Annotated in this window: 20 protein-coding genes; 5 read left to right on the top strand and 15 right to left on the bottom strand. The window is 61.3% G+C overall.

What is annotated here, in order from left to right:
- Positions 1-353: 353 nt before the first annotated feature.
- On the bottom strand, positions 354-698 hold the full coding sequence (locus tag BMY98_RS08340) for a YggL family protein (protein ID WP_074887265.1): 345 nt from the start codon (positions 696-698) through the stop codon (positions 354-356).
- Between the two features lie 152 nt (positions 699-850).
- Positions 851-2,035, bottom strand: coding sequence for an MFS transporter (locus BMY98_RS08345; RefSeq protein ID WP_074887268.1), 1,185 nt, complete (start codon positions 2,033-2,035; stop codon positions 851-853).
- Between the two features lie 109 nt (positions 2,036-2,144).
- On the opposite strand from BMY98_RS08345, the gene BMY98_RS08350 reads away from it, so the two are divergent.
- Entirely contained in the window at positions 2,145-3,086 is a 942-nt protein-coding gene (locus BMY98_RS08350; protein WP_074887516.1) for a LysR family transcriptional regulator, read from the top strand.
- Positions 3,087-3,108: 22 nt separating this feature from the next.
- On the opposite strand, the gene BMY98_RS08355 is transcribed toward BMY98_RS08350, so the two are convergent.
- The 9 genes from BMY98_RS08355 to BMY98_RS08395 all read right to left on the bottom strand — a co-directional run bounded on the left by BMY98_RS08355 (position 3,109) and on the right by BMY98_RS08395 (position 12,693).
- Positions 3,109-3,576 carry a GNAT family N-acetyltransferase gene (locus tag BMY98_RS08355; protein ID WP_074887270.1) on the bottom strand — a complete coding sequence of 156 codons (468 nt, stop codon included), beginning with the start codon at positions 3,574-3,576 and terminating at the stop codon, positions 3,109-3,111.
- Complete coding sequence (locus BMY98_RS08360) at positions 3,573-7,232, bottom strand: transporter substrate-binding domain-containing protein (RefSeq protein ID WP_074887273.1); 3,660 nt, start codon at positions 7,230-7,232, stop codon at positions 3,573-3,575. The genes BMY98_RS08355 and BMY98_RS08360 overlap by 4 nt, the downstream gene beginning before the upstream one ends.
- An 8-nt stretch (positions 7,233-7,240) precedes the next feature.
- A complete protein-coding gene (locus BMY98_RS08365) occupies positions 7,241-7,867 on the bottom strand; it encodes a response regulator transcription factor (RefSeq protein WP_065991486.1) in 627 nt (208 codons plus the stop codon).
- Positions 7,868-8,230: 363 nt separating this feature from the next.
- Positions 8,231-8,620 (bottom strand): response regulator, encoded by a 390-nt coding sequence (locus BMY98_RS08370; protein ID WP_074887276.1) that lies wholly within the window; start codon positions 8,618-8,620, stop codon positions 8,231-8,233.
- Between the two features lie 295 nt (positions 8,621-8,915).
- Positions 8,916-10,247 (bottom strand): deoxyguanosinetriphosphate triphosphohydrolase, encoded by a 1,332-nt coding sequence (locus BMY98_RS08375; protein ID WP_074887279.1) that lies wholly within the window; start codon positions 10,245-10,247, stop codon positions 8,916-8,918.
- A 94-nt stretch (positions 10,248-10,341) separates the two neighbouring features.
- Entirely contained in the window at positions 10,342-11,505 is a 1,164-nt protein-coding gene (locus BMY98_RS08380; protein ID WP_074887281.1) for an EAL domain-containing protein, read from the bottom strand.
- Between the two features lie 143 nt (positions 11,506-11,648).
- Positions 11,649-11,990 (bottom strand): hypothetical protein, encoded by a 342-nt coding sequence (locus tag BMY98_RS08385; protein ID WP_074887283.1) that lies wholly within the window; start codon positions 11,988-11,990, stop codon positions 11,649-11,651.
- Positions 11,987-12,373: a phage holin family protein gene (locus tag BMY98_RS08390; protein WP_074887286.1), complete on the bottom strand. Its 387-nt coding sequence runs from the start codon at positions 12,371-12,373 to the stop codon at positions 11,987-11,989. The genes BMY98_RS08385 and BMY98_RS08390 overlap by 4 nt, the downstream gene beginning before the upstream one ends.
- Positions 12,374-12,378: 5 nt before the next feature.
- Positions 12,379-12,693 (bottom strand): ElaB/YgaM/YqjD family protein, encoded by a 315-nt coding sequence (locus BMY98_RS08395; protein ID WP_065991492.1) that lies wholly within the window; start codon positions 12,691-12,693, stop codon positions 12,379-12,381.
- A gap of 267 nt (positions 12,694-12,960) precedes the next feature.
- Here BMY98_RS08395 and BMY98_RS08400 point away from each other — a divergent pair, with 267 nt between their 5' ends.
- Positions 12,961-13,200, top strand: a complete 240-nt coding sequence (locus BMY98_RS08400) for a glutaredoxin family protein (protein WP_074887288.1) — start codon at positions 12,961-12,963, stop codon at positions 13,198-13,200.
- 43 nt (positions 13,201-13,243) lie between these two features.
- On the opposite strand, the gene BMY98_RS08405 is transcribed toward BMY98_RS08400, so the two are convergent.
- Positions 13,244-13,510: a hypothetical protein gene (locus BMY98_RS08405; protein ID WP_074887291.1), complete on the bottom strand. Its 267-nt coding sequence runs from the start codon at positions 13,508-13,510 to the stop codon at positions 13,244-13,246.
- Positions 13,511-13,934: 424 nt separating this feature from the next.
- Here BMY98_RS08405 and BMY98_RS08410 point away from each other — a divergent pair, with 424 nt between their 5' ends.
- Positions 13,935-14,825, top strand: coding sequence for an RluA family pseudouridine synthase (locus BMY98_RS08410; protein WP_074887294.1), 891 nt, complete (start codon positions 13,935-13,937; stop codon positions 14,823-14,825).
- Positions 14,826-14,940: 115 nt separating this feature from the next.
- On the opposite strand, the gene BMY98_RS08415 is transcribed toward BMY98_RS08410, so the two are convergent.
- Together BMY98_RS08415 and mobA are read right to left on the bottom strand one after the other, a co-directional pair.
- Positions 14,941-15,165, bottom strand: a complete 225-nt coding sequence (locus tag BMY98_RS08415) for a YgdI/YgdR family lipoprotein (protein ID WP_074887297.1) — start codon at positions 15,163-15,165, stop codon at positions 14,941-14,943.
- An 82-nt stretch (positions 15,166-15,247) separates the two neighbouring features.
- Positions 15,248-15,841, bottom strand: coding sequence for a molybdenum cofactor guanylyltransferase MobA (gene mobA, locus BMY98_RS08420; RefSeq protein WP_074887301.1), 594 nt, complete (start codon positions 15,839-15,841; stop codon positions 15,248-15,250).
- A gap of 78 nt (positions 15,842-15,919) precedes the next feature.
- On the opposite strand from mobA, the gene moaB reads away from it, so the two are divergent.
- Together moaB and BMY98_RS08430 are read left to right on the top strand one after the other, a co-directional pair.
- Complete coding sequence (gene moaB / locus BMY98_RS08425; protein ID WP_065991499.1) at positions 15,920-16,459, top strand: molybdenum cofactor biosynthesis protein B; 540 nt, start codon at positions 15,920-15,922, stop codon at positions 16,457-16,459.
- 6 nt (positions 16,460-16,465) lie between these two features.
- The gene (locus BMY98_RS08430; RefSeq protein ID WP_139214453.1) at positions 16,466-17,680 is read left to right on the top strand and encodes a molybdopterin molybdotransferase MoeA; all 1,215 of its coding nucleotides are present in this window, start codon (positions 16,466-16,468) and stop codon (positions 17,678-17,680) included.
- 164 nt (positions 17,681-17,844) lie between these two features.
- On the opposite strand, the gene BMY98_RS08435 is transcribed toward BMY98_RS08430, so the two are convergent.
- Positions 17,845-19,677 (bottom strand): monovalent cation:proton antiporter-2 (CPA2) family protein, encoded by a 1,833-nt coding sequence (locus tag BMY98_RS08435; RefSeq protein ID WP_074887309.1) that lies wholly within the window; start codon positions 19,675-19,677, stop codon positions 17,845-17,847.
- Positions 19,678-19,894 lie beyond the last annotated feature (217 nt).

Consider the following 19,894-nt stretch of genomic DNA (forward strand, 5'->3'; position numbering starts at 1 on the left):
ACGGAGATGAAGAGGGGGTAAATTCCCTCGCACTGTGAACGAACCGCCAGAAAATGCCCGATGGCAGGGCGTGACACTGGCGTTTCGGTAAAGCGGCATTATGCCCCAAGCTTTCGTGACTTGCGCCGGGGTACTGCCGTCAAACGGCGCTATTTTTTGCGCTTGTCCATTCAAAGTCACGTTAAACCGTGAATTTCTCTGCAGTGCCGGGACTGGGGCTGACGCTCGGGCGTGTGATGGGAGATATCCGTTTGCGGTCTTCTGGCAAGCGAAAACAGGAATTCGAGGCACAAAAAAGCCATCCCGAGGGATGGCTTTTTCGTTATCAACTGACGGGAAGGCCCGCCAGATGATCAGACAGCCGCGTTGATCGGCTTTTCCGGATACCAGGCGTCCTGCAGAGGGCTGACTTCAACTTCAGTCAGCTCGCTGCGGCCTTTGAGCCATGCTTCGACGGCAGCGCGCTGTTCTTCGCTGACCGAACCACGGTTTGCCAGGCAGACCAGGCCGAAGTCGTCGCCGCCGACGTAGTCCAGACCGTTAGCGTCCATGGCCTCGATCAGAAAAGCGTCGAGGAAAGCATCAATGGCCTCGTCATCCAGGTCCTCTTTGAAGCCCAGCTTCAGTTCGAAGCCCAATTCCTGGAACTCGTCGACACAGAGTTTTTTGCGCAGACGACGGGAGCGGTTAGTGGCCATGAAGCGTTCCTCTTAAGTAATTTCGGGGCGCAGTCTATCAGTTTCGTTGGCTACTTGGGATAAAGGGGGCGAATCGCCTGCTTTAACTCGCAGTGTTGCCCCCACCAACAGCGCGGCGAAAAGGAAGTCGCGAAGTCGAAATGCCCGATTCCTCAGCGCTTACGCATCATCAACAGCGCAACCACAATCGCCAGGGCAGCGATCGCGGTAGCGATCCAGCCGAGCGACCCCAGTCCGAAGTGGCCGATGCCCAAGCCGCCAAAAATCGCACCCAGACCAATGCCAGCGTTAGCCGCCGAGATATTCATGGTCGCCGCCAACGCCTGGGCCTTGGCACCGGCCTGCATCACACGCACCTGACAGACCGGGAACAGTGCGGTGTACGCAACGCCCCACAGCACCAGCGCGGCGATCAGCCAGATGTGGTCGGTGGCCAATGGAATGGCGGCGGCCATGCCGATACTCAGAATCACCAGGAACAGTACCATCGCGCCCAGCGGGCTGCGATCGACCAACTTTCCGCCCCATTGGTTGCCGATCATGCCGACCGCGCCGAAGCCCATCAGCCACCAGCCGACCTGGTCGGTCGGAACGCCCGCCAGAGTCTGGAGGATATCGGCCAGGTAGGTGTAGGCCGTGAACATCGCGGTGAACGCGAGCACCGACAGCAATACGTGGGCGAGGAATCGTGGCTGCTTGAGGATGTCGGTCTGCTTCTCGCCGTGTTTGGCAGGCGAGGAGGGCAAAGTCGGCATACACAATTGCATCAGGATGGCGATGACCAGCGAGATGACGGCCAGCACCCAGAAGCTGCCGCGCCAGCCGAGGGTATCGGCGGCGACGGTGCCCAGCGGCACGCCGAATACCAGGGCGGCGGAAATGCCCAGGTAAACCCGCGACACGGCCTGACCCGATTTGCCGGGCGCTGCCAGTTGCCCGGCGGTTTCGCTGGCGGTGCCCCAGAACACGGGCAGGCCCAGCGCCGGAATGAAGCGCGCGAGGGCCATGACCCAGATGTTGGTGGACAGCGCCGCCAGCACGTTGGAGGCGGCAAACACCAGCAGGATGATGGTGAACAGCTTTTTGCGTTCCACGCCGGCGAGTTTTGCCGTCAGGAAAGGCCCGAACAGCATCACGGTAAAGGCGAACAGCGTCACCACCTGGCCAGCCACGGCGATGGATACACCCAGGTCCTTGGCCATGGCCGGAAGCAGTCCGACGATCAGGAATTCAGTGGTGACGATGATGAATGCAGCGATCGCCATGATCAGGATCTGTATCCCTGATCGAGAGGTGGCATCCGGCGCGGACGCCGTTGCGGAATGTGAGGGTTGCATGCAAGAAGCTCCAAAGGTCGATGCGATAGCCTATTGGAGATCTGTGTTCTCATCCGCGACATAAATGACTTACTATCGCGAACTAATTTCAGTAATGGTGTTCCCCCCCGTGTTCTCATCCGAGCGTCTCAAAGGCATTGACGTATTCGTGGCAGTGGCCGATTTCGGCAGCTTCGCCAATGCGGCATTGAAGCTGAACCTCACAGCTTCGGCGGTCAGTAAAAGCATCGCCCGCCTGGAGCAGCGTTTGGGCCAGCGCCTGTTCAACCGCACAACTCGCCGGTTGTCCCTTACCGAAGCCGGTGTGAAGTTCTACGCCACCTGCAGCGGCGTGCTGGCTGATCTCGAAGAAGCCGAGCTGGCGCTTGCGTCAGAGCGCCATGAACCCCATGGCCGAGTGCGGATTGATCTGCCCGCGTCCTATGGGCGTCTTCATGTGTTGCCGCTGATTCTCAATTTCGTCAGGGAATACCCGCTGCTGCAGCCGCATATTTCGTTCTCCGACCGGTTTATCGATCCGGTGCATGAAGGCATCGATATCGTGGTCAGGATCGGTGGTCGCGACGCGTGGGCGGCGGGGCTGGGGCATCGTTTCATCGGCGCTCAGCGCCTGGTGTTCTGTGCCGCGCCAAGTTATATCGCCGAGCACGGTCGGCCGGAGACGGACGCGGATCTTGAACATCATCATTGCATCGCTTACGGCCAGTCCGACGGGCAGGTCGGGCCCTGGTATTTTCGCGGGCGTGTGCCGGGTGATCAGGAGCGGCGGGTCATTCATCCGCGCATTGCCGTCGGCGACGGCGAGGGCGAAGTATCGGCCACGCTGGCCGGGCATGGCATCGCCCAGTTGCCGACCTGGCTGGTGCAAACCCACCTCAACGAAGGTCGGCTGGTGGAAGTGCTGCCGGAGCTTGCGACCGATGGACTGCCGATGAATCTGGTCTGGCTGAAAACCCGAGAGGCGCTGCCGAAGGTGAGTATTCTGCTCAAGTACCTGAGCGAGCATCTGGCGCCATACGGCAGCGTCGATTCTGCTGCCGGGCCGGCCTGATCGGGAGGCCCACAGCGGCAGGCTATAAATCCTTGCCCATGGTCATTTCACTGACAGCCATCCCCGACGTTTCGTAGAGCTTTCGCGCCTCATGGTTGTCAGCAAACACGTTCAGCTCCAGACGCCGAATGCCGCGATCGAGGGCCCACGCTTCGACGGCATTCAGTGCCTGCCTGCCCAGGCCCTGACGTCTGAAGGGCTGATGAATCTCCAGGTCGTAGACGAACAGCTTGGCCGGCAACGGCGGGTCCTCCACGACGCCTAGCCACAGGCTGCCCACTTCAACGTCTTTGTCTGTACATAAGCAGTAGAACCAATGCCCCTCGGTTTCCAGGCCGTCCTCCAACAGTTCATCGAAGTCAGCGCTGGCGCTTTTCAAGGCCAGCGGTTCAGGCAGTCCGTAGGTGCGAGCAATGTCCCGGGCATACCCTGCCACCGAACGGGCAGCAAAGGCCTGAAAATCAGCAGCGCCCATGGCAATCAGCTTCATGGCAGCGGCCCTGCCTGTGACGCGGGCGTTTTCCCGCGATGAGTCACCAACGCCCGCTCCAGTGCTTCCATCGCCACATCCAGTGCCGCCTGCCGCTCGCTGACAATGGCCTCCCGCGCTTCGGCCTCGCAGGCCGCCTCCAGCGCTTCGCAGCCTTGGATGACCGCGCTCGCAGCAATGATGTTCGCGGCGCCGCGCACCTTGTGGCCGATGTCTTTCAGCTGTTCCGGGAGCCGGGTCGCGTTGAGCTCGGCGCGGTCGTGACGAATGCTGGCGATGAGCTGATCGAGCAGGCGCTCGTTCATGTCGGCCCTGCCACCGGTCAGCGCTTCGATGGTTTGCGGGTCGAACACGACCTGCGGCGGCTGAACGTGCACGGCGGGGAGCACCGGCAGCGGCAGGACCTTGCTCAAGCGGTCGTTCAGCGCCGTCAGGCTGATGGGTTTGAACAGGCAGTCGTCCATGCCGGCATCACGGCAGCGTTGCTTTTCCTCAGGCTGTGCATTGGCGGTGTAGCCCAGAACGGTGCAGCGCGGACGTGACTCGCTTTGCTCCAGATGACGGATGGCCCGCGTAAGGTCATATCCGTTCATCACCGGCATGTTGCAGTCGGCGATCACGAGATCGAAACCCTCGGCACGCCAGCGCTCCAGGGCTTCTGCGCCCTGCATCGCCATGTCGCAGCGATGCCCGAGAAAACACAGTTGCTCGAACAGCAGCAGGCGGTTCGCCGGGTGGTCATCGACGATCAGGATGTGCAGCTGACCTGCGGCGTGGGGGGCCGCTTCACGGGCGATGTGTTTCGCATCCAGCGGCTCAAGGGTGGTGAACTCGAAGGTCATCTCGATCCGCGTACCATCCCCGGGACGGCTGCTCAACGTCAGGTTTCCGCCCATCATTTCGCACAGGCTGCGACAGATCACCAGACCAAGGCCCGCGCCGGTTCGCGCCAGTTGCCCTGACTGGTCCACCTGGGCGAAGGGCGCAAACAGCCGCTGCTGGTCCTGTTCGGTGATGCCGATGCCACTGTCGTGAATCACCACTTGCACGCGCATCTGCTGGGGGCTGCGGCCGGCTTCGGTCTGCAGGCTGATCTTCACCTGGCCCATTTCGGTGAATTTGATGGCGTTGCTGATGAGATTGGAAAGGATCTGCTTGAAGCGCAGCGGGTCGATCAGCACGTCCGTGTTGGTCCGCGGGTCCAGATCCAGCGCCAGGGTGAGACTTTTTTGCCGGGCCAGGCCGTCGAACACCCGCACCACGGACTCGACCAGCTGCCGCAGATTGGCGCGCTCGGGGCTCAGGCTCAGACGGCCCGACTCGATGCGCGCGATGTCGAGGATATCGCCGATCAGCTCCAGCAAATCCTTCGCCGAACTGTAGGCCACTTCGATGGCCGGACGGTCCAGATGTCCATGGTCGGCACGTTTCAGAGCCAGCTCGAGCATGCCGATCACTGCGTTCATCGGCGTCCGTATCTCGTGGCTCATGGTTGCCAGAAAGGTACTTTTTGCGCGATTGGCATCGTCTGCCAGCTCCTTCGCCGTCTGCAGCTGCTCGATCAACTGCCGCCGTTCGCTGATGTCGATCCAGCCGCCGATGATGCCCTGCACTTTGCCGAGGGAGTCGCGGAACGGCAGGATCCAGTGGTAAATCGTCAGCTCGCGGCCGCCGATGTGCAGCGAGCGGTCGAGAATCAGCGGCTCGTCCTCGGCCATGACACGCTTGTAGTCCTCGACGTAGCCAAGAGCCTCTTCGGTATTACTTAAAATGCCGTCAAGAATACTTTTGCCGATCACGTCCTCGCGCCGCGCGACGAAGGCGGCGAGGTAGCTTTCGTTGCACATTTTCAGCAGGCCGTCGCGGTCGCGGACATAGATGGGATGAGGGGTGCCGTTGACCAGCGCGCTCATGAATTCGAACTGGTCGTTGAGCGCCCGCTCGGCTCGTTCGCGCTGTTTGATCTGCCGGCGCATCCAGGCATTCCAGGCCAGTGAGCCCAGCAGCAGCAGGCTTGCACCGCCGATGATCTGATAGATCAACAGCTCATAATCGTGCCACGCGCCGCTGGTCGGCGGCGTATAAGTGCGCCAGCGATTGTTGATCGCGGCGAGGTCTTCCGGGGCAATGCTCGACAGCGCCTTGTCCAGAATCGAGGTCAGCTCGGTGGCGTTGCGGGACGTGGCCATGGCAATGCGCGCCGGCTCCTGCCCGACGGTCACGCGCATCTGCAAGGTGTCGTTCAACGCCCGCGAGGACAGGAAATAACTGGCGCTGAACAGCGAAGTGATGGCGCCCTCCGCCCGGCCGTGGGCGAGCATGTCCAACGCTTGCGCCGGGTTGTCGACCTCAACCGGATAGATGCCCGGGTGCTGGTCGCTCAGGAAGGGCAGGATCGGGCTGCTGAGGGCCAGCGCCACCCGCTTGCCGTCCAGTTGATCGAGATTGGAGGGCGCCGAGGTTTCCTTGCGCGTGACCAGCACGAACACGTTATCCATGTAGGGCCGGCTGAAATTGAAGCGGTTCTGGCGCTCTTCGCTGGGAATCATCGCGCCGATCAGGTCGGCCTGGCCCTGGCTTAGCTGGTTGGTCATGTCGTTCATGCTGGCGGCATGGCTGACCTTGAAGGTGAGCCCGGTGCGCAGGCGGATGAGTTCGAGCAAGTCGGCGGTGACGCCGCTGAAATTGCCGGCGGCATCGAAGAACGTGAGCGGCGCATAGGCCTCGTTGAACACTACGCGAACGGTCGGGTGCTGGGCGATCCAGCGTTCTTCTCGCAGATTGAGTTGCAGCTTCTGATCGGTGAGCATCAGGTCGCTGCCGGCGCCCCAGCGCTTGGAAATGGCAATGCGCTCTTCCACCGGAATACCCTTGAGCACCCGGTTGACGATGTCCAGCATCATCGGGTTGGACGCCTCCACGGCGAAGCTGAAACCGTTCGCTTCGTGCTTGCCGAAATTGGCCATCTGCACGTTGTTCAGATAGCCCTTGTTGATCACGTAGTGGGTGGAAATCGTATCGCCCAGGAACACGTCGGCCTGATTGAAGGCCACGGCGTTGATCGCACTCTGGAAGGACGGGAAGGTCTGCAAGCGCGCCTTGGGATAAAGGGCGGCGATTACGTCGGGCGGCAGGTAGTGATAAGCCATGCTCAGGCGCAAACCGTTGAGGTCGCCTTTCAAGGGGCGGGCCTCCCCGGCGCGGGTCACCAGGACGGGCTGATCCACGGCGTAGGGCGTGGACAGCACGATCCCGGGCGACGCCGCCTCATAACCGTTGGCGCTGCCCAGCAGGTCGATTTCGCCGTTGCTCAGCGCCTGAACCGCCTCGTCGCGGCTGGTGAAGCGCAGTACCTTGACCGGCAGGTCGAGCACGCGTCCGAGAATGCCGATGTAATCGGCGGTGAAGCCTTCGTAGTCGTGCCCGGTCAGGGTCATGTCGAAAGGCGGATAGTCCGGCGCGGAGGTGCCGACCACCAGTTCGCGCTTGTTGCGCACCCATTGCCACTGGGCGCGCTCCAGCGTCACATCCATGTGCGCAGGGTTGGAACGGCTCAGCAAGGTGTAGCGTTCCGGCGCCTGGGGATCTGCCTGGGTATCGAAGCCAAGGCAGACCATCACGGCCGCTATCCAATAGTCCTTTAACCCCTTTGGCATCCTGTCTCTCACACTAACGAATTGCGTTTTGCCATCTCGATAAGTTCTACCAGAGTCTTGGCCTTGAGTTTTTGCATCAATCGGGTTTTGTAAGTGCTGACCGTTTTGTTGCTCAGGAACATGCCTTTGGCGATTTCCTTGTTTGTTCGCCCTTGGGCAAACAGTTGTAACACCATCAGTTCACGGTCATTGACGAGTTTGAAGCGCTCAAGCTCGTTCGGGTCACCCTCTTTTTTGATCGATGCGGCAAGGGCCTGACTGGGAAAGTAATTGTAGCCGGATAATACCGCTTTGACCGAGCTGACAAGTTCGCTGAGGTCTTCCTGCTTGCACACATAACCCGAGGCGCCCGACTGCATGCATCGAATGGCGAACAGGCTCGGCGCCTGAGCGGTCAGTACGAGAATCTTCGAGGGCAGGTTCATGGCGTTGAAGCGGGCGAGGACTTCGAGCCCGTCCAGCTTGGGGATGCTGATGTCGAGGATGATGAGGTCGGGCATGCACTCACGGACCATCTGCATGGCGTCGACGCCGTTATCGGTCTCTCCGACCACCTCGTAATTTTCGTTTTCCAGAAGCATACGTATGGCCATTCGTATGACCGGGTGGTCGTCGATAATAAAAATAGAATTCATGATCAATCCATAACGGGTGGCAAGAAAGCGCGCACCTTATCCCAGATGTTCAAGGTGCACATAAAGAGATCATGCCCGAATCGCTATATAGGAATGTTCCTACAGAAATAAGCGTATAGGCGTACATGGATGCACGCGGCGGTCATGAATGTTTAATACGTAACAGCGTTTAGCGTTGATTAAAGTGAATTTCAAAACGCGCGTTTATTTCGAATCGGAATAACCCTACGTATTCGCAAAACTGTAGCTGCCTGTTTAAAGGCATCTGTTCAACGGTATCAACGGCACATCGGAAATACGGACTCGGTAGCAGCCTGAGTCGGTGCGGGTTCATACCCGGGACAGACCGGCATTCAGGCCAAATTATGCGGGCGCCGACAGCAGGCTGATCAGCTCCAGAGTGTTGAGCGGTTTGCTCAGGCAACCCAGCAGTGGCAGGCCCATCGCCCTGGCTTCGGACTCAAGGGTCGCCAGCGGATCCGCGTCCAGGCCGCTGAGCAGTACGGCGCGCTGGATCAACCCGCGCTGGTTCGCCGCCTTTATCAGCTCCAGGCCGCACATGCCCGGCAGACGCTGGTCACACAGCAGCAGGTCATAGGGCTCGGTGCTGCGTTCCATGGCGCCGAGTGCTTCGCTGGCATTGAGCGCTGGCGTGACGCGGTACAGGCCATGGTTGTTCAGCAGGATCTGCAAGGCGATCAGCTGAAACGGATGATCCTCTACCAGCAGGATTCTGAAATCTTTAGTGAACATCGGCGGTTCCAGACGTAGGGGGAGTGAGCGCGACCGCTTGACGGCGGGCGGGCGGCGTACTCGCAGGCGGGCGGTGTCTTCGGAAGGTAATGGGTCCGGTTGTCCCAAGGCTCGGGATGGCGCGGATTATTCGGCAGGGATGTACGACCAGCGATAAGGGCATTCCGACGGTTGCGTAGGAAATATCCGAAGTTGCTGTTGGATTTCCTGAAGCCCTAATGAGAAAAGCCCGAATACCGGTTCGTATTCGGGCTTTCGCAAGCGTCCGCGACAGGCGCCACGGCTAAAGGGGCCGCTAGACGGGGCTGGAGTGCCCCGTCATCTCACGGGCCATTTCGCTGGCGTAGCTGTCGGTCATGCCGGCGATGAAATCGATGACCCTGAGAAAGGACGTGTGCAGCGGCCAGCTCGGGTCAGGCGCGTTATTGCCCAGCAAATCGAGAATGCGCCGGCTTTTGAACGACGGCTCATGTCCGCCGAACTGCTCCAGCGCCGCGCCGCAGAAGGCATTCAGCAGGATTTCCAGCGTGGTGTAGGCGCCGATTTCGTGCAGCGTCTTGCGCTTGTCCTGAAAGATCTTCTTGCGCGCCATGTCCTTGGCATTGAGTACGCAGCGCTTGGCCGGCCCGTGCATGTGTTCGACCAGGTCGCCGTGCAGCGTGCCGGCCAGCAACGCGTCCTGCTGTTCGACGAAAGCGCGGGCGGCGGCGTTGGTCAGGTGCTCGATGGCCTTGCCCCGCAGAATCGCCAGCTTGCGACGCCGCGAGTCATTGGGGCCCAACTGGCGATAGGTTTCCGGCAGATCATCGCCCACCAGCCCCAGCAGCAGGGACTCCACTTCGTCGTAGGTGAGCAACTCCATTTCCAGGCCGTCTTCGAGATCGATCAGCGCGTAGCAGATGTCGTCGGCCGCCTCCATCAGGTACACCAGCGGATGCCGCGCCCAGCGTTGGTCCTCGATCTGCGGCAGACCGAGCTTGCCGGCGATTTGCTCGAGGATCGGCAGCTCGCTCTGGTAGCAGCCGAACTTGTGTTTCTTGTAGCCCAGCGAGTCGGCATGACGCGCCGTCCACGGGTATTTCAGGTAGGTGCCGAGGGTCGCATAGGTCAGCCGCGTGCCGCCCTCGAACTGGTGATATTCCAGCTGAGTCAGGACGCGAAAGCCTTGGGCGTTGCCTTCGAAATTGAGAAAGTCATTGCGCTCGACTTCGCTCATCGCGTCGAGCCAGCCGCGGCCGGCCGCCTGTTTGAACCAGTTGCGAATGGCATCCTCGCCAGAGTGGCCGAATGGCGGGTTGCCGATGTCGTGGGCCAGGCAGGCTGATTGCACGACCATGCCCAGATCGCTGGGATCGCACCAGTCGGGCAGGGCGCTGCGCAGGGTTTCGCCGACGCGCATGCCCAGCGAGCGGCCGACGCAGCTGACCTCCAGCGAATGGGTCAGGCGCGTGTGAATATGGTCGTTGCTGGTGACCGGGTGAACCTGGGTCTTGCGGCCGAGACGGCGAAAGGCGCCGGAGAAAATGATTCGGTCGTGGTCCTTGTGGAACGGACTGCGCCCCAGTTCCTCAGGGCTGTGCAGGGTCTTGCCAAGGCGCTCGCGGGTGAGCAGGGTTTGCCAATCCAAGGCCGGTACTCCGTCGGGTGATTACCGCGCTAGCTTCCCGGTTCGACCCGCACGCTGCAAGCACAAGATCGCTGACACGGGGCTGGAGACGTCATCAAAACCCGGCCGCGTCGACATCGATCAGCAACAGGCGCTCGCCGTTGTCGAAAAACTGCCCGGCTGTCAGGCAATACTGATTGCTGGTCGCGTCGCGGTAGGTGCTCGACAGCGTCAGGCGCCGCTCGTGCCAGCCCTCGGCGAGCAGGTGATAGAAGTAGGGCCGCCAGGACCAGTTATGGCCCAGATACCGGGCGTCCGCGGTCCATGCGCCGTTGCGCCATTCCAGATTGGGCGTGAGTTGCGTGCCGTGGCGGTCGCACTGGTAAAAACGCAGCAACCAGGGGAATTCCGTGACCTGGGGTAAATCCCCCTGCGACGCGTTGCCCTCGGCCCAGCGCTGCAACCCTGCCATCAATTGAGTGAGTTGCTTGCGCAGGATCATCAGCCGTTCGCGATCGGCGACTTTCTTTATCACATAGCGATCACGCAGGGCAGCGAAGCGGTCGACGAACGCATCGGCCTCGAAGAAATCCAGCTGCCCCGGAGCGAACAGATAGCCCTGAACGTAGCGCGAGCCGCACTCGAGGGCGAAGTCCAGTTCGGCTTCGGTTTCGACGCCTTCGGCGATGATCCAGCAGCCGGTTTTCTCCGCCATCTGCGCCAGGGCCTTGACCACATCGCTGCTCGGGCCGCCCCGCGCGGCGGCCTGAAACAGCCGCATGTCGAGCTTGAGGATGTCGGGTTGCAACGCCAGCACCCGATCCAGGTGCGAATAACCGGCGCCGAAATCATCGATGGCGATGCGCGCGCCAGCGTCGCGGTAGCGGGCCACCACCTCATTCAGGCGCTGGCCGTCGCCGCTTAATTCAGTGATCTCGAAGACGATCCGGTCTGCGGGAATGCCGTACGTCTGCAGCTGTTTGAGGCTGGGCGGCGATTCTTCGGGGCGCAGGCGACTGATCCAGCGCGGGGAGATGTTCAGGCTGAGGAACCAGTCACTCGGCGCCTCGTGAAAACGGCTCAGCGCATTGTCGCGAACCTGCCGATCCAGCCGACGCAGTTGCACCGCCGGGCGCCGTGGGTCCGTAAACAGCGGACCCACCGATTGCAGGCTGCCGTCCGCCTGACGAAGGCGGCCCAGCGCCTCAATGCCGGCGATGCGCCCGGTCGCGGTGTCGATGAACGGCTGAAAACAGGCGAGCGGTTGCCCATCGAACACGGAGCCTCCTTAGTGGCGATTGATTGGAGCGGCGTTTGCTGACGGATTGGCTGAGTGTCCTCGTCTGACAAGCACCTTCGCCTCACCCGATACGCGTATCGGGCAAGGCGGGGTTGCTTAGCAAGAATGCAGCCAGAAGGCTTTTAGCGACGGCGGGACGAGTTCTGCAGGGCCATTTTGATCAATGGCAAAACGGTTGCACTGAACTTGATAAGGCGGGTGACGCTGCCGGTCTTTTTGCTGCGTGTGCCTTTGCCGGTAAGAAAGCCGAGCAGGGTGACGGCCCCGACGCCCCACAGCGGCCCATGCTTGATACCGAGAGAGCCGGGGAGGTCGTAGGCCATGCCGCGCATGCGTTGCAGGGGATGCATCAATCGCGAGGATTCCTGACGGATCTCCTGACGGTGCATCTCCATGCGCAAGCGGATCAACGCTTTGCGCAGCTCGCGACGGTTGTGGGTCTGGGGCAATTGAGGTGCGCTCATGGCATCAGTCGCTCGCGGTCGTTGGCCAGTTCTTCCAGCGTCGAATGGAAGGGTGAAGACTCATCGAAAACGGCCGCCTTCAGCCGCATTGCGCAGAACAACGCCGCCAGGGTGTAGAACCCGCACAGGCCGACGATCCCGTAGAGGCGATAGGTGTCCCACACGAGCACCAGCAGCAGCGCGGACAGGCCGATGAGCAGCAACAGCGCGAAAACCAGCGCCAGACCTGCGAACAACAGCAAGCTGACCGTACGGGCTTTCTGTTCCTGAAGCTCGATGCCGAACAGCTCGACATGAGTGTGCAACAGGCCCAGAAAAGCCGCACCCAGCCGCCGCGGCGAAGAGGATTGATCGGTCCCGTTTGGACCTGTCGGCTGCGTCATGGCCGTTAGCGCCGGGTGGCCAGCAGACCCAGCAGGAAGCCGACGCCAGCCGCGATCCCTACCGATTGCCATGGGTTGTTCTGAACATAGTCCTCGGTGACGATGACCGCTTCCTTGCCGCGTGCGCGCAGGGTTTCTTCGGTCAATTTCAGGGTTTCGCGTGCACGGAGCAGGCTTTCGCGAATCTGCTCACGCAGTTCATCGGCCTGTTCACCTGCCAGAGAGGCCGTGTGCGCCAGCAGTTTTTCCGTATCGGCAACCAGCGTCTGGAAGTCAGACATCAATATGTCCTGGGCTTTTTCTGCTGTAGGTCGAGCCATGGTTTTCTCCTTAGGGGATGACGATATGGGGTTTCGAGTATGGCGCATTCCTGAAGGTTCATTCCAATCGCGTGAACAGGCAGTCGTTTCGCCTGAAGCGGTTTCTGCCTGGTTCTGCGCCTTATCGGTGCACACGCTGACCCCGCGCTCCACACTGGGCAGGTCAGGGCCAGCGGGAACGATGGCATGGGCACTCGACGCTCTGTCAGGCCCGACCTAAACTTGCACATCCAACCCTTGGAATCGCCGCCACAGAGGGGCCGAGCCATGCCATCGGAATGTCAGCTGTTTGGAACCTTGGGGTGTCACTTGTGCGAGGTGGCCGAAGCCGAACTGATGCCGCTGGTGGAGCACGGCTTGATGGTGGAGCTGGTCGATATTGCCGAAAGCGAGGCGCACCACGAAACCTATGGCCTGCGGATTCCCGTGCTGAGGCGGGCGGACACCGGTGCCGAACTGGACTGGCCGTTCGACACCGATCAGGTTGTGTTGTTTCTGAGCGACTGACGCGTGGGCGGTGAGGGCGCGAGCCCGCGCGTCGGCGTTGGCCTCAGAGATATTGCGTGTCGACCACCATGGCTTGAGCGACGGCGGCTTTCTGCGCCTCAGTCATGTCGTCCCAGACGTGCACTTTGGCGTAGTAGCCCAGGCCCGCTACGATGTACAGGCTCAGGGTCAGCATGATGAACACCGACATGAACGTCCAGCGGCCCACGTCGTGATCTTCGTTGGAAAAGGACTGCGAGTAGTTTTCATCGTTCTGCGATGAAGTCCCGGTGGAGAGACGTTTGATCCATTGGAGGAATTGAACCAGCATGTGCGTAACCTCAAAAGTTGCGAAAAGAAATCTGTGGGTTTGGCAGCACGTTGCGCAGTGGCACTCAACGTGGGATACAAACGCTGAAAACGAAAAAAGCCCGTCGATGACGGGCTTTCTTTTTATGAGTTTCAGGTCTGACAGGCGTTTTCGATTTCAGTCACGACGGTTTTCGTGTCTGCTCGGATTCGCGCCTGCGTGCCGATTTCGAAACATTTTAGGACAAATCATTTTGCGCATCCAGCGCCGCCGAGTGGTTGTCAGACAACTGGCGCCGGTTTTCCGTGCGGCATAACGTCGCGCACATCTGAAGCGCCCAGGCTAGAGCCTTCCGGCGAAACCGTCATTTGCCATGTCGCGCAAAGATTCGTCGGCGTTGATAATGCCCCCATTGCCGCCTTCGTCATTTCAGTCTGAGCCGTTTATGTCCGCACCTGTGTTTACCGCCGCTCATCGTCAAGCCAGCACGCTGTATCTGCCGCCAGGGCCTTGGCAGACAGTGCTCGATTGCCTGTGCGAGCGCTTCAGTGCCATCAGCCGCGAGCAGTGGCTGGACCGGATCGCGCGGGGCAAGGTCCTCGACGGCGACGGCCAGCCGATCGCAGCGGACCTTGCGTACCGCGAAGGCCTGCGTATCCACTACTTTCGCGAAGTGCCCAACGAGACGCCGATCCCGGTGCAGGAGTCGATCCTGTATGCCGACGAGCATCTGGTGGTCGCCGACAAGCCGCATTTTCTGCCCGTTACCCCTGCGGGAGAGTACGTCGAGCAGACCCTGCTGCGGCGACTGATTCGCACCCTCGACAATCCCGATCTGGTGCCCTTGCATCGCATTGACCGGCACACGGCGGGACTGGTGCTGTTCTCGGCCAACAAGCAGACCCGGTCGGCCTATCAGGCGCTGTTTCCAACCCGGCAGATTGAAAAGCGCTATGAGGCGATTGCGCCTGCGCTCCCGGACGTGGCGTTTCCACGCGTGCACAAAAGCCGTCTGGTGGATGGCGAACCGTTCTTTCGCATGCAGGAGGGCGAGGGACCGGGCAACACGGAAACTCGCGTGGAAGTCAGCGAGAAGAATGGCGGGCTATGGCGTTACGCGCTGTATCCGGTGACCGGCAAAAAACATCAGTTGCGCGTTCACATGGCCGCCCTTGGCGCCGGCATCTGCAACGACCCGTTCTACCCTGACGTGCTCAAGGACGCCGTGGACGACTACGCCCATCCGCTCAAATTGCTGGCTCAGTGGTTGCGCTTTATTGACCCGGTGACCGGACAGGAGCGGGTGTTCGAAAGCCGGATCACGCTGGACTGGTAACACGCGGACTTTCGCTGTCCGACCCGGTAACTCCAGACAAAAAAAGACCCGCTCGATTGGCGGGTCTTTTTGCTTTCGGCGGCGGGCTTTTCAAACCCTCGCGATCAAGCCGGTATCACAGTTCTTTAACGGTACGAACCTGATCTTTGTTGATGCGGGTTTCTTTACCGTCCAGCTGTTTGAACTCGTAGAAGCCCGACTCTTCGTCGTATTTCGGCTCGTCGGTTGCCTGGATTTCACGGCCGTCGTTCAGCGTGATCACCGTTGGCGAAGAGCAACCGGCCAGCGAGGCGAGGCTCAATGCAAGCAGGAAGGCGGCAGGAAGAGTCCGTTGTTTCATTGCTGTGTCTCCGGGATTTTGTTTAGTGATGTGTGTGACGCAGAGTGTACCGGCAAAGTTCCATGAAACCTGCCCGCTGCACTCAGGGCATGATCTCGGTCAATAAGTCAGGGGTGTTGAGGTTGGCCAGACGCGGGTCGTCGGCTTCGCACTGCAGGCCGACGGCGCGCAATTCTGCCAGAGTTCGGCGCGGGCTGCGCTGGCCCTGCTGCCAGTGCTGTTCGAAGACACTCGCGTGACGAGTGGGAATACAACATAACAGCGGCTCCCACTGTTCACCCTGACGAACCATCACCGGCGCGCCGGGGTTTTCAGCAGCGGTCTGGCGCAGGCCATCGAGCAGCGCGCGATCCAGCAGCGGCATGTCACAGGGGATGACCAGCAGGTAGCCGTGTTTTGCCACGGCAAGGCCTGCGCGAATGCCCGCGTAGGGGCCTGGAAAATCCTGTTGTTCATCCTCGACCAGTTTGTCGGCGTAGCGCGCGTATTGCTCGCGGTTGCGGTTGCACGAAACGATCAGATCATCGGTGAGCGGGCGCACCAACCCATGCAAATGCTCGATAAAAGGCTTGTCGCGCCAGGCAATCAGCCCTTTGTCTCGGCCGCCCATGCGCCGACCCTGGCCGCCGGCGAGCAGCAGGATAGAGCAGGGCGGGAGGGCATCGGAAGGGGTCATGATCAGCTCGGTTGGCGGGGAAAAAAACAGGTGCTGTGATATAACACCGCCCTGTTTCCTCTTCAACCGGACCTCATCATGAAAGCCAAGGCTGACTCGCCTTTCGTACCCCTGAACATCGCTGTTCTGACGGTCAGTGACACCCGTACTTTTGAAACCGACACCTCCGGCCAGATGTTCGTCGACCGCCTGACCACCGCCGGTCACGGCCTGATCGAGCGCGTGCTGCTCAAGGATGACCTTTACAAGATCCGCGCCCAGGTGGCGACCTGGATCGCCGATGATGAAGTGCAAGTGGTGCTCATTACCGGCGGCACCGGCTTCACCGGCCGCGACAGCACCCCGGAGGCCGTGGCCTGCCTGCTGGACAAACAGGTGGACGGTTTTGGCGAGCTGTTCCGCCAGATTTCCCTGCCCGACATCGGCACCTCGACCATTCAGTCCCGCGCCCTTGCCGGTCTGGCCAACGGCACGCTGGTGTGCTGCCTGCCGGGTTCGACCAACGCGGTGCGCACCGGCTGGGACGGCATTCTTGCTGACCAGTTGAACAATAGCTTTCGCCCGTGCAATTTCGTGCCGCACCTGAAGAAGGCTGAACCCTGCGCGACGCGCGGGTGAGCCATGATGAGCGCACCTGAAAAGAGTCGCCTGATGCCGGTCGAAGAGGCCATGCAGCGATTGATGGACCTCGCCGCCTCCGCGCCGATCACCGAGCGTGAAACCGTGGCGCTGGCCGATGCCCTGGGCCGCGTGCTGGCGCAAGATCTGGTCTCGACGCTGGATTTGCCGCCGTGGCCCAACAGCGCCATGGACGGCTACGCCATGCGCGTGGCGGACTGGACCGGCGAGCCGTTGCCGGTGAGCCAGCGGATCTTCGCCGGGCACGCGCCCGAGCCACTGCAGCCCGGCACCTGCGCGCGGATATTCACCGGCGCGCCAGTACCGGAAGGGGCTGACTGCGTCGAGATGCAGGAGAACGCCGAAGTCCAGGCCGACGCGACAGTGCGCTTTCTCGAACCGTTGAGCGCCGGCCAGAACATTCGCCCGAAAGGGCAGGAGACCACGGTCGGAGACAAGGTGCTGGACGCTGGCACGGTCATGAACCCGATTGAACTGGGTCTGGCGGCGAGCATGGGTTTGGGCCACGTGCAGGTCATGCGTCGCGCCCGGGTTGCCGTACTCTCCACGGGCGATGAGTTGATCGAGCCGGGGCAGCCGCTGGGCCCGGGGCAGATCTACAACAGCAATCGCGTGTTGCTGTGCAGCTGGCTGACGCGGCTGGGCTGCGAAGTGGTCGATGCCGGCATCCTTCCCGACAACCTTGAGAAAACCCGCGCGGCGCTGGGCAGCCTGAACGACGTCGACCTGATCCTCTCCACCGGCGGCGTGTCCGTCGGCGAGGCGGATTTTCTCGGTCACGCGCTGAAGGAAGAGGGCGAGATTGCGCTGTGGAAACTGGCGATCAAACCCGGCAAGCCACTGACCTTCGGCCATTTCCGTGGCGTGCCGGTGATCGGCCTTCCGGGCAATCCGGCTTCGACGCTGGTGACCTTCGCGTTGCTTGCCCGTCCTTATCTGCTCAGACGCATGGGCGTGCAGGCCGTCAAGCCGCTGCAGTTCAAGGTGCCGGCCGCATTTACCTGGACCAAACCGGGGACCCGGCGCGAATACCTGCGCGGACGCCTTGAACAGGGCCGGCTGGTTGCCTACCGCAACCAGAGTTCCGGTGTGCTGCGCAGCGCCGCCTGGGCCGACGGGCTGATCGAGATTGTGGAAGGCACAACGGTGGCGGAGGGCGATTTGCTCAATTTCATTCCGTTGAGCGAAGTCATGGGCTGAGGAGGCTGGTCCTCGGTTCGACGGAAGACCAGCGTCATATGAAGAATTGTGTAGGAGCGCGCTTGCCCGCGAAAGCATTCATCCTGTCGCCGAATATGCCACCTGACACACCGCCTTCGCGGGCAAGCGCGCTCCTACAGGTGGTCTCGGTTTAACCGAAGGACCTACTGTCTAGCCTTGGCTGCAGGCTGGGCGTCACTCGCTTCTTCATCCATCCGGTCGGACTCAAACAGCTCGGACAGTTCAGCCCGGGCCTCCAGCGCGCTTTGCATGACCTTCGCGGCGTCGTCGTAGATCAAGTGCTGGCGGTTGAGCACTTGTTCGTCATGACGCTTGAATCGATCGATGCGCGCCGCCGCCTGGGCTTCACTCAGGCCCAGCCCGATCAGCGTGCGGCGCGTCATCTCCAGGCTTGAATAGAAGGTTTCCCGCACCGCTTCGGCGTCCAGATCCAGCAGGCGGTGAACGTGCTGACGGTTACGGGCCCGGGCAATGATCTTCATGTGCGGATACAGCCTGCGCACCAGCTCGGCGGTTTTGATGTTGGTGTCCGGGTCGTCGGTGGCGATGACGAAATATTCGGCCTGATCCACCTTGGCCGCGCGGAGGATTTCCGGGCGCAGGGGGTCGCCGTAGAATACCGGCACATTGCCGAAGCTGCGGGTGAATTCGATGGTTTCCACCGACGTGTCCAGCGCGATGAACGGGATGTTCTGGGCGCGCAGGATACGCGCAACGATCTGCCCCATCCGGCCTACACCCGCGATGACCACCCGCGGGTTGTCGGATTCGATTTCCTTGTACTCGGCCGGCACTTCCTTGACCACCGGCTTGGGCTTGAGCCAGCGCGACATGACCAGCAGCAACAGCGGCGTCAGCGCCATCGACAGGGTAATCGTCAGCACCAGGGTGTCGTACAGCGCGGCATCGAACAGGCCCTGATCGCGGCCGATCTTGAACACCACGAAAGCGAACTCACCACCCGCTGCCAGGACCAGCCCGAGACGCAACGCACTTTGTTTGCCCAGCCCGCCTGCCAGCCGTCCGACGAAGAACAGCAGCGGCAGTTTCAAACCGATCAGCAGCAGCGTCAGGCCCAGCACTGTCAGCGGCGAATGGATCAGCAGGCCGATGTTGGCACCCATGCCGACGCTGATGAAGAACAACCCCAGCAGCAGGCCCTTGAACGGCTCGATCTGCGCTTCCAGCTCATGACGGTATTCGGAATCGGCCAGCAGCAGCCCGGCCAGAAACGCCCCCAGCGCCATGGACACGCCCACCAGATCCATCAGCCACGCTGTGCCGATCACCACCAGCAACGCGGTCGCGGTGGAAACTTCCTGAAGCTTGGTTTTGGCGACGATGCGGAACACCGGGCGCAGCAGGTAACGACCGCCGACCACGACAATGGCGATGCCTCCCAGCACTTGCAGGCCGTGGCGCAGGGAATCGCCGGAACCGGCCTCGTGGGAACCACCCGCCAGCATCGGCACCAGCGCGATCAGCGGAATGGCCGCGATGTCCTGGAACAGCAAAATGGCGAAGGCCAGACGTCCATGGGGCGCATTGAGCTCCTTGCGTTCAGCCAGGCTTTGCAAGCCGAAAGCGGTCGACGACAGCGCCAGCCCGAGGCCGAGCACCACGGCGCTGTTCAGCGGCTGATTGAAGCCCAGCAACGCGACCGCGCCAATGACGACCCCCGTGAACAGTACCTGCGCCATGCCGACACCGAACACCGATTTACGCATGGTCCAGAGGCGTCGCGGCGACAACTCAAGGCCAATGATGAACAGCAGCAGCACCACGCCCAGCTCGGAGATGTGCGCGACGCTTTGCGGGTCGCCGATCAGGCCAAGGCAAGAAGGGCCGATGATCACGCCCGCGATCAGGTAGCCAATCACGGCGCCCAGTTGCAGGCGTTTGGCCAGAGGAACCGTGAGAACGGCGGCGAGCAGGAACACGACTGCGGCCTGCAAGAGGCTGCCTTCATGGGGCATTGGGGACTCCTTGTTTGAAAGAGGGCATAGGCAGCGTTCTGCTGTGTGGGCAGATACGTCCTACAGACCTGAAACGCTTGAGCGACGGAAAAGTGCGCGTATTAAACCACGTGAATGTGACGCACATCAGCGGCCTAGACGCTTCGTCGCAGCCCGGACGCAGCCCTGGCCCAGCGACGACGCAGGCGTTGGCGTGTCAGCATCGACGTGAGCAGGT

Source organism: Pseudomonas graminis (genome assembly GCF_900111735.1).
Classification (GTDB): domain Bacteria; phylum Pseudomonadota; class Gammaproteobacteria; order Pseudomonadales; family Pseudomonadaceae; genus Aquipseudomonas; species Aquipseudomonas graminis.

What these genes read in the sequence shown, in the direction of transcription:
- BMY98_RS08340 (WP_074887265.1), bottom strand. Translation starts at nt 698, where the DNA reads ATGGCCACTAACCGCTCCCGTCGTCTGCGCAAAAAACTCTGTGTCGAC.
- BMY98_RS08345 (WP_074887268.1), bottom strand. Translation starts at nt 2,035, where the DNA reads ATGCAACCCTCACATTCCGCAACGGCGTCCGCGCCGGATGCCACCTCT.
- BMY98_RS08355 (WP_074887270.1), bottom strand. Translation starts at nt 3,576, where the DNA reads ATGAAGCTGATTGCCATGGGCGCTGCTGATTTTCAGGCCTTTGCTGCC.
- BMY98_RS08360 (WP_074887273.1), bottom strand. Translation starts at nt 7,232, where the DNA reads ATGCCAAAGGGGTTAAAGGACTATTGGATAGCGGCCGTGATGGTCTGC.
- BMY98_RS08365 (WP_065991486.1), bottom strand. Translation starts at nt 7,867, where the DNA reads ATGAATTCTATTTTTATTATCGACGACCACCCGGTCATACGAATGGCC.
- BMY98_RS08370 (WP_074887276.1), bottom strand. Translation starts at nt 8,620, where the DNA reads ATGTTCACTAAAGATTTCAGAATCCTGCTGGTAGAGGATCATCCGTTT.
- BMY98_RS08385 (WP_074887283.1), bottom strand. Translation starts at nt 11,990, where the DNA reads ATGAGCGCACCTCAATTGCCCCAGACCCACAACCGTCGCGAGCTGCGC.
- BMY98_RS08390 (WP_074887286.1), bottom strand. Translation starts at nt 12,373, where the DNA reads ATGACGCAGCCGACAGGTCCAAACGGGACCGATCAATCCTCTTCGCCG.
- BMY98_RS08395 (WP_065991492.1), bottom strand. Translation starts at nt 12,693, where the DNA reads ATGGCTCGACCTACAGCAGAAAAAGCCCAGGACATATTGATGTCTGAC.
- BMY98_RS08400 (WP_074887288.1), top strand. Translation starts at nt 12,961, where the DNA reads ATGCCATCGGAATGTCAGCTGTTTGGAACCTTGGGGTGTCACTTGTGC.
- BMY98_RS08405 (WP_074887291.1), bottom strand. Translation starts at nt 13,510, where the DNA reads ATGCTGGTTCAATTCCTCCAATGGATCAAACGTCTCTCCACCGGGACT.
- BMY98_RS08410 (WP_074887294.1), top strand. Translation starts at nt 13,935, where the DNA reads ATGTCCGCACCTGTGTTTACCGCCGCTCATCGTCAAGCCAGCACGCTG.
- BMY98_RS08415 (WP_074887297.1), bottom strand. Translation starts at nt 15,165, where the DNA reads ATGAAACAACGGACTCTTCCTGCCGCCTTCCTGCTTGCATTGAGCCTC.
- mobA (WP_074887301.1), bottom strand. Translation starts at nt 15,841, where the DNA reads ATGACCCCTTCCGATGCCCTCCCGCCCTGCTCTATCCTGCTGCTCGCC.
- moaB (WP_065991499.1), top strand. Translation starts at nt 15,920, where the DNA reads ATGAAAGCCAAGGCTGACTCGCCTTTCGTACCCCTGAACATCGCTGTT.
- BMY98_RS08430 (WP_139214453.1), top strand. Translation starts at nt 16,466, where the DNA reads ATGAGCGCACCTGAAAAGAGTCGCCTGATGCCGGTCGAAGAGGCCATG.
- BMY98_RS08435 (WP_074887309.1), bottom strand. Translation starts at nt 19,677, where the DNA reads ATGCCCCATGAAGGCAGCCTCTTGCAGGCCGCAGTCGTGTTCCTGCTC.